Below are 12616 nucleotides of genomic sequence, written 5' to 3'. Positions count from 1 at the left end.
TTTCAATGAATTGAGCTTGATAGGTAGGAGTTAAAGTGCGCCATAAAAATGACGCACCTTATTGTAACGCGATTAGCTTGCCTTGTTTAAACCATATTTGCGCATTTTTTCGACAAGTGTTGTGCGTCGCATGCCCAACATGTCAGCCGCACGTGCAACCACAGCACCCTGAGCGTCAAGCGCTTGACGTATCATGTCAATTTCAAGTTCTGCTAACATCTCTTTCAGGTTAACGCCTTCTGGTGGTAGGTCATTAAATCCTGAATTTTCGTCGAGAGTCTCATCTTCAAATGATGATGCAAACATGTCGGCCAGTGCCGCGCGTTCCTGATCTTCTACCGATAAGAAATTACTCTCTTCTGGTTGGAAGTCTGGTAATTCGCTATAACGGTACTTCATTGGCAAGTGGTTTACGTCAACCATCTCACCTGGGTATAAAATAATTAAACGCTCAACCAAGTTCGCTAGCTCACGCACATTACCCGGCCAATCATGCTCCATTAAAGAATTAATCGCACGTGGCGTGAAGTGAATTGGCTTCGCCCCTTCCGCTTCCATACGCGCAAGCAGTTCTTGTAACAAGAGTGGCGTATCTTCAATACGTTCACGCAATGCTGGCATTTCAATTGGGAATACGTTTAGACGGTAATACAGATCTTCACGGAATTTATTTTCGGTGATCATTTCGTCTAAATTACGGTGTGTCGCCGCTACAATACGAACATTGACTTTAATGGTTTGATTACCACCAACACGTTCAAAGCTGCGCTCTTGTAGCACACGTAATAACTTCACTTGCATCGACATTGGCATGTCGCCAATCTCATCAAGGAATAAAGTACCGCCATCCGCTAGCTCAAAACGACCTTTACGCGAAGCAATCGCACCTGTAAATGCGCCCTTTTCATGGCCAAACAACTCGCTCTCTAGCAAGTCAGGTGGGATCGCACCACAGTTTACCGGTACAAATGGTCCTTTGCCGCGTGATGAGTGATAGTGGATATTACGTGCCACTACCTCTTTGCCAGTACCTGACTCACCCAAGATCAAAACACTCGCATCTGTGGCTGAAACTTGCTCAGTCAGATGACGAACTTGGCTGATGCTATCACTGCGACCAACCATGCTACGGAATAATGTATTTTTTCGACCCAACTGAGGTACATGAAAGCTACGCTTACCAAGAAACTCTTGGCAATGACGTAAAGCATCCGTCAGCTGAGGATAATGAAGCGGTAGCTCAAGTTCACCCACATAGTTTGAGAGACCAGCAACTTCGCTATCATGTGTCGATAACGCGATCACGGGTATGTGATGATGAATCTGAAGAAAATCCAAAATCTTGGTCAATGCTGTTGGTGAGCTAATTTTACCAAGTAAACACGCTCCCCAGGCTTGATCTAATAGTGAACTGTGCACTTCACCTGTTGAGACGGCTTCATGCTGTTCACCCACAAAATTTAAAATGACACTTAAGTCATGTCGGTGCTGCAAATCGTCATCAATAACGAGAGTTTTAGCTAAGCCTTGCATAGGTCTAACTGCCTGCCTTTATGAGGGGGTTTATTTTGTGGCCTATTCTAAAAAAGGAACAGCTACCAAAATTCATAACTGTCTATTGTAATAAAAGCACAGCAGATGGCAACTGGGGACGGCAAAAACCTGTGACCCCAGTACAAACCAGACGTGATTTTGCGAGGTGATTGCTTAAATATCAAGCTGTGTCATTGAATGGAATTCAGTTGGGATCTGATCCCATGCCGATTTGATTTCACGAAGGATATCAACAACGTCATCCAGCTTCTCTGGCTCATTATTCTGATTAGCTGTTGAAATTTGATGAATCATAAAGTCATATAATGAATCAAGATTCGTAGCAATCTCACCACCATCTTCCATTGATAAACAACCACGTAGGCTAATTACGATGTCCATTGCCTTACCTAGGCGCTCACCTTTTACAGCGATAGACCCCTGTTGCATTGCTGCTTTACCTTGAATCAAACGCTCAATAGCACCAGCCATTAACATTTGCACCACACGGTGTGGTGTTGCTGATGTTAGTTGGCTATCAACGGATACACGTTTATAAGCCTGAAGAGAGCCTCTCATTGCCATGATTACTTACCTTAACGAAATTTATTATAAATCTGCATCGAGCGCTGCCCGTGCTGTAATCGCTTTAATTGATCTGCGGATCTGTCTCTGTGTTGACGGATCAGCTCAAGCAACAACGATGTTCTTTCTACGGCAGCTTGCCATTGCGGCTTATTGAGCCGTTCAGGGTGCGCCATTAATTCTTGTAGCAACACTTCACGTTGCTGTAATAACTGCTGCAGCTGCTCAGAATCAACCTCTGTGTCCGTTGCCGGCTCGGTATGTGTTGCCAATAAGGCGGCTAACTGTTCATCGAGTTGATCTAATCGCTGCATACTGAAATCTCTTTATCACGACACCAAAGTCATTCTACTGTGGCATCATACTCATCATTGATCCAAACTGACTCTGCATTTTACCCATAGCGCTGTCCATTGCCGCGAACTGATCAAAAGTTCGCTTTTGCACACTGTCCATGCGGCGATTCAACTTATCTTGATCGCTATTAAGATCGAGCACTTGGTCATTTAAGCTATTTTCACGGCTACGTATACTGCCTGTGATCCCAGTATGAGCGTGGATCAATTCTTCAATTTTACGTGCAAAGCCATTACGGCCACCTAGAAACTCACCCACATCACTGAAATTTTTATCTAAATGCTTATCCAGCACTTTGTAGTCGATTTCTAAATTACCTTCCAGCGTGGTTTTGATGCCAAGCTCACTCAGTGTCGACAGTGACTCAGGGGCTTTTTCTAGCGGGGTGGAAAATGCAGCACGTAATTGATTATTGGAAATACGTACAATACTGTCTCCAACCAGCGGCCCTTTTTCTTGGCTTTGCGGATCAAATTTAGCTAATTGCTCTGATGTGTTTTGGTACTGATTAAAGGCTTGTACAAACTGCTCGATTGAACCTCGCACAGCGTCACGATCGTAAGCCACTTCAACCACTACCGGCTTTACATCGATGCCATCTGTGATTTTTTCTAAATTAAGATCGACCCCTTTGATCGCATCTTCTATCACATTATTTTGGCTTGTCACTACAGCTAAACCATCGATCAAGACTTTAGAGTCTTTGGCGACTTGCATCTCACTCATGGAGTTCAAATCGTTATTGGGGTTAAAGCCAAACTTCTGCAAGGTGCTGGTAATGGGAGCATCTACCTTGACTTTTATAGTGTTATCTTCGCCAGGTTTATCCGATGATAAGACCAAACGCGTCCCCACATCATCTTTAATTAATGATGCCATAACGCCCGTATTAGCAGGATGACGGTTAATATGGCGAACAATATCGAGTGCTTTGCTTTCATCTTCAGGAATATCAACATTGAAATGTTTTCCCCCCAGTGAAATAGCAAGCTTACCTGCGCCTAGCTTGTCTTTCTCATCAAAAGAACCTGATACTATTTTATGTGACTGCGCCAATTGCTGAACATCAATGGTGTATTTGCCTGGTATCGCGTCTGCATCAACCGATGGCTTAAGCACTTCATCGTTATCCACACTCACTGAACGCGCCGAAAAGGCATCATTACGGCGAAAGTCTGACATCATGTTTTTCATAACATCAAGCGAGCTTTTGAGTTGCCCATAAGCACTGATAGTCGTACTGATTTGTCCGCGTTGTTCGTTGATCCGCGCTTCTTTTGGCGCACGCTCAGACTCAACAATCTTGTTAACCATGCTGTTGATATCTAGGCCAGATGCCGTTGCGGAACCAATATTCATTTACATCCTCGAACGTATCAAAATTAAACTTGGGTGGTAAATAACCCCCCAGAGTGCGTTGCTAACTGACGAGACAATGACAATAAATCTTCATCAGGGATCTGTCGCACGATCTCACCGCTTTTTTTATCGTAAACGGTAATAATTTGCCGACCAGAATCTTCATCTAAGCGAAATGCTAGCCCTTTATTCAAAGTACCTACAAACTCTTCGATACTCTCAACCATTTTTTCCAATTCTTGCTGCTGAATTTGTTGTTTTTCTTCAAGCGAAGCCGTTCGCTCTACACGACGAACATCGGTTTTGCCTTGATCACTACTTTTTACAGCTTGCTCTTGGTGTATAGTTTGAGAAAGTGATGTTGTGCTGCCAGATTTATCTGCAACATTCGTGCCAGATGAGGGGGTTTGCGCAGAAGAGGATGAAGGCAGCGGAGACATAGCAACGGGTTTTATTTCCATTATCTATTACCTTCCTGTAAACAGAAAAACGGCAAGGTTCTCACCTTGCCGTCTTATCAGCGATTAACCTAGTAGGCTAAGTGCCGCTTGTGGCGTTTGTTTTGCTTGCGCCAAGATAGACGTAGATGCTTGAGACAGAATTTGGCTCTTCGTCATTTGTGTGGTTTCTTTCGCAAAGTCTGTATCACGGATACGGCTGTTAGATGCCGATACGTTTTCATTAACGTTGTTCAAGTTGTTAATGGTGTGGTTCAAACGGTTTTGCGAAGCACCAAGCTCAGCACGGTTTGAATCTACGTACTTAAGTGCGTTATCGATAAGTGCGACCGCTTTTTGTGCACCACCCACTGTCTGGATATCTACATCTTGGATTGATGTCGCAGTACCGTTACCTTTCGTGAGACCTAGACCAGTAGTCGCCGTTGATGCCAGAGTACCGCTGAATACTAGGCTCTGACCCGATGCGCTAACAATCTGTAGTTCACCTTTCTCTGAAACAGAAGCATTCACATCAGGCATTGCGCCATTGATTTTAGTTGCAAGCTCTTCGATGTCATCACCCGCTTTAACATTGATATCAACACCTGCTGAAGTTTTACCCGTTGTCGAAATCTTCAGCGTATCTGCTGTACCAACCGTCCAGCTAGCATCTTTTCCATTTTTAGCTGTATGAACTTGACCACCCATTTTCGCTTCATCAGCACGTACGTTTTTAATTTCCATTTGAACGGCTTCACCTGAATCCGAACCGACTTGGAAAGAACGCGTGTTGAATGTGCCGTTAAGCAGTTTAGTACCACCGAAAGAGGTTGTTTCTGCGATACGGTTAAGTTCGTCTTGAAGTGCTGTTACTTCTTCTTGCATCGACGTACGGTCTTCTGCAGAGTTCGAGCCGTTAGCTGATTGTAGCGATAGGTCACGCATACGTTGCAAGATGCTGGTTGTTTCTTGCATTGAACCTTCAGCAGTTTGCGCCATTGAAATACCGTCGTTAGCATTTCGAACAGCAACATCAAGGCCACGACTTTGAGTCATCAAACGGTTGGAGATTTGAAGACCAGCAGCATCATCTTTTGCACTGTTGATCTTACTACCAGTAGCAAGACGCTCCATTGATTTACCAGTCGCTTCAGACGCTTGGTTTAAGTAACGCTGAGCGGTCATTGCAGAAACGTTAGTATTTACTGTAACTGCCATAATGTATCTCCTTACCTATTCATAATGGCTTGACCAGCCCAGCCGGTAAAACCTTTCTAATTCTTTATTCAAGAGTTGTAACGGCATGGTTTCGAAAACCTTTAAGACTTTTTTTAAAAAAAGCCAAAAAAGATAAATTCACTAAATACCACTCATGGTATTGATAGAGATATCAATGACAGTACTATCAAACAGGCAAAAGAAACGGCAAGAGGAAACCTCTTGCCGTTTAGTCAAATGTGATTTGATTTATTGAAGTAACGTCATTGCCGCTTGAGGCACTTGTTTTGCTTGCGCAAGGATAGAGGTACTTGCTTGTTGCAAGATTTGGCTCTTGGTCATTTCTGTGGTTTCTTTTGCAAAATCAGTATCACGAATTCGGCTGTTAGATTGCGATACATTTTCAGATACATTAGCCAAGTTATTTATGGTGTGGCCTAGGCGGTTCTGTTTCGCACCTAAATCAGCTCGTTGGCTATCAATGTACTTAAGGGCTGCATCGATCACACTCACAGCGGATTGCGCGCCACCCACAGATTGAACATCAATTTCTTGAACTGTTGTTAATGAACTAGAGGCTTGGGTAGCAAATATTGTCGTGCTAGTACCAGCATCGTTCACACCCAGCGCAAGCTTAGTGCTTTGTCCTACAACAACCTTACCTTCATCAGAGAATAGCTGCAGCTTGCCATCTTCAGTAACAGACGCATTCACTTTACCGTTAGATTGACCATTGATGCGGGTTGCCACTTCCTCAATGTCATCGCCTTCAATCAATTTAACAGAAACCGCTGACGTTTTGCCGGCGATATCCAGTTTAAGCACGTTATTTGAACCTGCTGTCCAATTCGGACCCGCTTTACCTTGCGCCATCACTTTTTGGCCGCCCATATCAGTATGGTCAGCACGCACACTGGTAATACCCATAATGATCGCTTCACCAGAATCTGAACCAATTTGGAATGCCGCTTCACCAAATGTACCGTTCAGTAGCTTACGACCACCAAAAGCTGTGGTTTCAGCAATACGGTTAAGTTCGTCTTGCAGTGCCGACACTTCTTCTTGCATTGCCACACGATCATCATCGGAGTTTGCACCGTTAGCAGACTGTAGTGACAAATCACGCATACGTTGCAAGATGCTGGTCGATTCTTGCATCGCACCTTCTGCGGTTTGTGCAATCGAAATACCATCATTGGCATTACGCATAGCAACATTTAAGCCGCGAGTTTGCGCCACTAGACGGTTAGAAATCTGTAAACCAGCAGCATCATCTTTTGCACTATTGATCTTCTCACCTGTCGATAAGCGTTCCATTGAACGACCAAGATCTTCTGATGCCTTGTTCAGGTAACGCTGCGCAGTCATGGCAGACACGTTGGTGTTTACTGTTACACCCATTTTGCTCTCCTTTGACTTTCGCTGTCTTCAGCGAAACAGCCTACCCGCAACAGTCAATCCAAAAGACAATGAAGCGGGACTAGCTATCTAATATCATTAAATTATTGGCAACACTTGTTGACCACTGAGCATTTAGCAATAAGCATGCCAACAAAACTAGCCATTAATTTTCAACCACTTAACACAAACCATCAGATGGTGATGCGGCAAGGTGGCAAGGTGATGCCTATTCAAGTGGGGGAAACTCACCTTAGGTACAATTCTTGCATATAATCAGCTATAACTGTAGATGTGGCTGAGAGCAAATAATGACGAGTGAGACAAATAAGACGTCTTTAACGCTAGAAGAAGCGTTTAATTTGGCGGTGGAGCATTACCAACAAGGTGAAAAAGAGACGGCCAGAAATATTTTTGAACAAGTTCTTGTCGCAGCTCCTGACTCTTTGCCTGTTTTACAGGTTCTCTCTGTTCTCGATATGGAAGATCATGCTTTTAATGCGGCAGAAGCTAAACTTCGCCATGCTCAAAGCCTAGCGCCTCAAGATTTATCTCTGCAACTTGATTTAGCCATTGCGATTAAAGCACAAGGTCGTAATAAAGAAGCGCTGTTGGTGTTAGAAGATCTACTTTCTGCCGATCCAGCGAATGTCAGTGCATTACAGCTGCGGCAAGAGCTTACCGCACTCATGGGGCAACGGGGTGCCAGTCAACGCGATAAAAAACAACTCGATGTTATTCAACAGCAAAAAAAACTGCAATTTGATAAAGAAATCGATGAAACCCTTAAGGCTATAGATACGCTTATGGCGCAACACCATAACGTACAAGCAGAGCAACTAATCCTTGCTGTTCTCGCCTTGGATGAAAACAACATCGCCACATTGCAAAAATGGGTGCAGCTATTGATGGTACAAGATAAAAATGTAGAAGCTGCCCACCAATTAAAACGCCTACTACAACTTGATCCGACTGATGACTTGGCGGCGATTTTACTTTCAAAGGCTTACGCCCGCTTAAAAGATTACCGTAATGGTCGAATAGTCTGCCAAGATTTCATTCGCCATGCAGGTGAACACCCTCAAATTGAAAAACAATGGTTCGTCATGTGCGTAAAAGATTCGCACTGGATACAAGGCGAGCAGTTAGGTAAAAGTCTAATCCAACGCTTCCCTGATGATAATGACATCATTTATATGTACGCCGTTTGCTGTTTTCAGTTACTTCGTACACGCTATAACTACACCATAGAAGCCATGCAACACACGCTTGAGTATATAGATAAAGCCAAAGTCGGCGCTTCTGATAAACGCTATACCGAACTCAGTCGTTATCAAATCGAAGTCACTTGGTATTTCGGTGAAATCACAAAAGTTGAGCAACTCATAAAGCAAGTACTTACAAGTAACCCAGATGATGATGAAATTATATGGCTTAGCCATTACATTCACCTTCACCGTAATCAATGGGAACAGTATTATCCAACGCATGAACTCGGGACAACAAACGGAAAACGCTTAGCCAACACGGATAAGCTACCGCGCTGGACAATTGAACACCCGTTGAATGAACACCTTCTTGTACTACCAGAGCAAGGGGTGGGTGATGAAATTCGAAACTATCACAACCTTTCATTTCTTCTTCGTTACACCGATAAGCTGTATGTCGCGTGTGACGCACGATTAGTGCCATTGCTAGAACAAGCATTCCCAACAATCACCTACATACCACAGCAACGAATATCGGATAACCATGAAATAATCATCCCAGCTGAAATAGGACAATACATAACCAGCTGGATACCCGTTGGGAGCATAGGTGCCGAGATATACCGAAAAGAAGGTAAACACTGGGATTCTCCCCATTATGCGGTATTCCCTAGCGAGCTCAAACAGCACTGGCAAGACAAAGTTGATGCCCAACATTCAGGCTCTGGGCTCAAAATAGGTATTAGCTGGCGTAGTGGTTTAGGGTCGGCATCACGTAACATAAATTTCTTGAAAACCCATGAAGTGGCGCACTTTATTAAGCAATTTCCTGATGCGACTTTCTATAACTTGCAGTACGGTGAATGCAGTAAAGAATTAAAGAAAATTGAGAAGTTAAGCGGCGTGAAAGTGATTCAGCTTGAAGGGCTAGATCTGCGTGATGATTTCCTTGCAACTGCTGCGGTAATGGATTCACTGGATGTTGTCTTCACAGCCCCAACCGCGGTGCACATGTTAACGGTAACAACCACAACACCTTGTTATGTTTATGGTGCAGGTTCGAATGAGTCGAACTTCGCGGAGCCCACTGAGTATTTTGGTGATATGGATGAGAAACAAGAATTTTTGTTCCGCTTCCCACCACTGATGGCTAATAAATATCCGATGATTGAGGCGATTAGTCAGCGGATCAAAACAGATCTTACCGACTAAACAAGCCTACACATCGCAGTGGATCAAAAAAGCCTTTGCTATTCGCAAAGGCTTTTTAATACCAAAACTTTTACCCGTAAAAGAACTTATTATTAATAGTGTTAACATTAAATATAATTAAACAAATTCAAATCTTTGGTTTTAGCAAACGCCTGTTGCGAGGCTTGCAGCGACATCATGTTTTCGTTGAGCTCTATTACCGCACTGGCATAATCTAAGTCTTGCAGTGTGCCTCGCGCTTGGCTCATCACAATTTTAAAGTCTTGATGCATATCTTCTTGTCGATCCAACGTTTGCAGGCGAGTACCCACCTCTGAACGCACTCGGTTAATATGCTTAAAGCCTTCCGATAATTCCGCGGCAACTTGATGTAATTCGGCACTGGCTGACGCATCCGACACACTGCTATCAGACAATTCGATCCCACGACGAAACGCTTCAAACACATTGACGTGTTCCTGACGATTTAAACTAATTTTATCACCGTCTTTGATTTCGCCTTCTAGATCAACTTGTAGCGTCCCCCATTGAATACCAGTATCTGGTTCATATTTACCTTGCTGAACCGATACTCCGTTTTGGAATAGCTCATAGTTAGTACCAGCGGCTGTATTGGTAAAGGTAATATCATAGGCCGCCTTATCAGCATTATTACTATTTGCTGCATTGGATAACAGTAATAAAGAACCGCTTTTTAAATCATAGTCAGGCTGATAATCACCATACGGATTCGCGACTTCTAAAAATAGTTTGTCACCCGCATCATTCACAGGTACATCAACCGATGCGGAAACTTTTGCCATTCGCTGGTAGCTATCACCTGCGTATGCAACAACGCCGTTGTTATCTCTAAAGAAAGGCTGCTTGTTATAGCGCGTCCCCGCAAATACAAAGTTACCCGACTCATCTTGGCTATTGACCAAGTTCATAAACGAATCGTATAAACCCTGCATATCCTGCTTATGCGCGATACGGTCATCGGTGGATAGGGAACCATTGACCATCAGCATGGATTTTCGTTTTGCTTCATCCAGCAGGTTTTCAACTTCAGCCACTGCCGTCTCTTCATTGTTAAGACGGTTTCGTGCCATGGTAATACTTTTCAACGATTGATCTATTTGAGTATTTTGCTGATCGAAGTTCTGAATATAGATCGAAGAAACAGGGTCATCACCCGCCGTTAATAATCGTTTACCCGTTGCTAACTGCTGCTGGTTTTCGGCAACTTTAACTTGCTGACGATTCATGTCATTCGCAACAGATTGATAGTTATGGAAAGTTGCCATACGAGTGATCATATCAAGTTACTCCCTAGCGAGATGCATTCAGCAAGGTTTCAAACGTTTCATTTGCTACCGTCATAATTCGAGACGACGCAGCATAAGACTGTTGGAAGCGCATCATGTTGGCGGCTTCTTCATCAAGGTTCACCCCTGAGATCTCAGCGACTCGGCTTTCAGCTGCTTCTTTTTCCACTAAGCCCACTTCACGTAAACGGCTTGCCGATGCTTTTTGCACGCCCATGTCGGTATTCAACCCTTCATAGACATCGAGTACAGTCGAGCGACCATCATTCATCAGTTTCGCGGTTTGCACGTCTTGCATTTTGATCAAGTTGCCGTTATCACCGACAGCGGCATTAAGGTTAACCGCAAAGACATCGTTACCCAATGCACCGTTACTCAAACTAAAGCTAGTACCATTTACCGTCACATCCCCTGCTGGCGGATACGCTTGTGGCGCTTGTAAAATTTGTCCTTTCATATCAAGCACTGCGAATTGGCTGGCATCAGGTGAAATGGCCACTTGGAATTCACGTAAAGCACCTGGCGTCGATACCTGCAAATCAGCCGTACCGTGCGCTTTAGTGGCAGAGCTCATGTAGCTCTGCGCCGCCAATTTTGATGGGTCTTCCATGGTGACACGAATTTCGCTAGCAGAGGTCCGAGTCGGACGAATTAAAATTGGCTCACCAATACCGATAGGCGCAGCGATTTCAATTTCTAAACCATCAATACTAAATTTTGGGGGCGTACCACTTGGCATCACCGTTTGGCGTTGGCCATCTGGTGAGACTAATTGGTGTTGGCTGCCATCAAAGCTCAGTTGATATTCGCCAGACTTTAACGCTTTAATGTCATCAATATAAACATTCACAGCCGCCGTTGAACCTTTAGGGATCAATGCACGGGCAGCTGCTGTTTCTGGGCTGTTGATATCGTGGAAAATATTCTCACCAACGCGGCCTTTTAAATCTAAACCTTGCGATTGCAGTTCGTTCATTGAATCAGAAAAACCGACCGCGATACGGCCCATTTCATCCATGGCCTGCGCTAAAGTTTCATCACGAAACTGAAACAGTGCAGCCAGCTTGCCGCCAATATCATCATTGCGAATGACTTTGAGCGACTTACCTTCCACCATCGCCAACTGTGTTTGACGCGGATCAGGATTACCGTCCACCATTTTCAGTTGGCTCGATTCTGTTCCCGATACCAAGGTGTGGCCGCTACCAATCATGATATTAAAGGTTTCATCATTCTTGCGCGTCACCGTCACTTTGGTGTACTGAGACAGCTCGTTAATCAAGGCTTGGTGGCGATCGAGTAAATCATTATCAGAGCCCGCAGTCGGGGTTTTGATGATCGCTTGATGAATATCCACCAGCTCACGACCAATATCATTCACACGATCAAGCGTACGCGCTAAAACCTCATTACTTTCCGTTTGCTGCTGCGCCAACACTTTATGGTTGTCGTTCAAGCCCGCGGCGACTAACTTGGCTTTTTCTAGTACAACTTTACGGCTACCAATATCGCTAGGGCTATCCGCCATGCCTTTAATCGCGTCGTACCATTGGTTCATGTCTTCTGGAATTTTCTTGGCACTGTTCGCCAACATATTATCCAAACGCCCTAACTGACCTTCACGTTCGCTGGCATAATTCAAGTTGGTGGTGGTCAAGTTCAATTCGTTGGTGGCAAATTGATCGTAGCCACGGCGAACTTCTGCCGCATGCACGCCAGTGCCATACTGATTGCCGCCCCACCAAATTGGGTCATTAGTGCTTTGAACAACAGACTGGCGGCTGTAACCTTCAGTATTAACGTTATTAATATTGTGGCTAGTGGTGTTGAGTTGACGCTGAGCGGTTAAAACGCCCTGCGACCCCATATTGAGTAGGTCAAACCCCATCTCGCCTCCAGTAATTGTTCATGCAAATATGATTAATGCTGACTTAAATGCAATATTCGCGCCAACTGAAAAACTTCCAATAAACAAATAAATTAACACCCGCTAGAAAGT

Annotated in this window: 10 protein-coding genes; 1 reads left to right on the top strand and 9 read right to left on the bottom strand. The window is 44.2% G+C overall.

What is annotated here, in order from left to right:
* Positions 1 to 72: 72 nt before the first annotated feature.
* The 7 genes from L4C35_RS03845 to L4C35_RS03815 all read right to left on the bottom strand — a co-directional run bounded on the left by L4C35_RS03845 (position 73) and on the right by L4C35_RS03815 (position 6893).
* Positions 73 to 1533: a sigma-54 dependent transcriptional regulator gene (locus tag L4C35_RS03845; RefSeq protein WP_428461637.1), complete on the bottom strand. Its 1461-nt coding sequence runs from the start codon at positions 1531 to 1533 to the stop codon at positions 73 to 75.
* Between the two features lie 174 nt (positions 1534 to 1707).
* Complete coding sequence (gene fliS, locus L4C35_RS03840; protein ID WP_048899788.1) at positions 1708 to 2112, bottom strand: flagellar export chaperone FliS; 405 nt, start codon at positions 2110 to 2112, stop codon at positions 1708 to 1710.
* Between the two features lie 17 nt (positions 2113 to 2129).
* Positions 2130 to 2432, bottom strand: coding sequence for a flagellar rod protein FlaI (locus tag L4C35_RS03835; protein ID WP_428461636.1), 303 nt, complete (start codon positions 2430 to 2432; stop codon positions 2130 to 2132).
* A 34-nt stretch (positions 2433 to 2466) separates the two neighbouring features.
* Positions 2467 to 3834, bottom strand: coding sequence for a flagellar filament capping protein FliD (gene fliD / locus L4C35_RS03830; protein ID WP_428461635.1), 1368 nt, complete (start codon positions 3832 to 3834; stop codon positions 2467 to 2469).
* Positions 3835 to 3857: 23 nt separating this feature from the next.
* Complete coding sequence (locus tag L4C35_RS03825) at positions 3858 to 4295, bottom strand: flagellar protein FlaG (RefSeq protein ID WP_428461634.1); 438 nt, start codon at positions 4293 to 4295, stop codon at positions 3858 to 3860.
* A 63-nt stretch (positions 4296 to 4358) separates the two neighbouring features.
* Positions 4359 to 5492: a flagellin gene (locus L4C35_RS03820; protein WP_428461633.1), complete on the bottom strand. Its 1134-nt coding sequence runs from the start codon at positions 5490 to 5492 to the stop codon at positions 4359 to 4361.
* A gap of 249 nt (positions 5493 to 5741) precedes the next feature.
* Positions 5742 to 6893, bottom strand: coding sequence for a flagellin (locus tag L4C35_RS03815; protein WP_428461632.1), 1152 nt, complete (start codon positions 6891 to 6893; stop codon positions 5742 to 5744).
* 308 nt (positions 6894 to 7201) lie between these two features.
* Between L4C35_RS03815 and L4C35_RS03810 the strand changes: the two genes are divergently transcribed.
* Positions 7202 to 9310, top strand: a complete 2109-nt coding sequence (locus tag L4C35_RS03810) for a tetratricopeptide repeat protein (RefSeq protein ID WP_428461631.1) — start codon at positions 7202 to 7204, stop codon at positions 9308 to 9310.
* Between the two features lie 107 nt (positions 9311 to 9417).
* Here the strand turns inward: L4C35_RS03810 and flgL are convergent, their stop codons facing one another.
* Together flgL and flgK are read right to left on the bottom strand one after the other, a co-directional pair.
* Positions 9418 to 10608, bottom strand: a complete 1191-nt coding sequence (flgL, locus tag L4C35_RS03805; RefSeq protein ID WP_428461630.1) for a flagellar hook-associated protein FlgL — start codon at positions 10606 to 10608, stop codon at positions 9418 to 9420.
* Between the two features lie 13 nt (positions 10609 to 10621).
* Positions 10622 to 12505 (bottom strand): flagellar hook-associated protein FlgK, encoded by a 1884-nt coding sequence (gene flgK, locus L4C35_RS03800; protein ID WP_428461629.1) that lies wholly within the window; start codon positions 12503 to 12505, stop codon positions 10622 to 10624.
* Positions 12506 to 12616: the final 111 nt, after the last annotated feature.

Source organism: Photobacterium kagoshimensis, from assembly GCF_050337045.1.
Taxonomy (GTDB): Bacteria; Pseudomonadota; Gammaproteobacteria; order Enterobacterales; family Vibrionaceae; genus Photobacterium; species Photobacterium kagoshimensis.
This window is presented reverse-complemented; position numbering and strand designations above follow the sequence as displayed.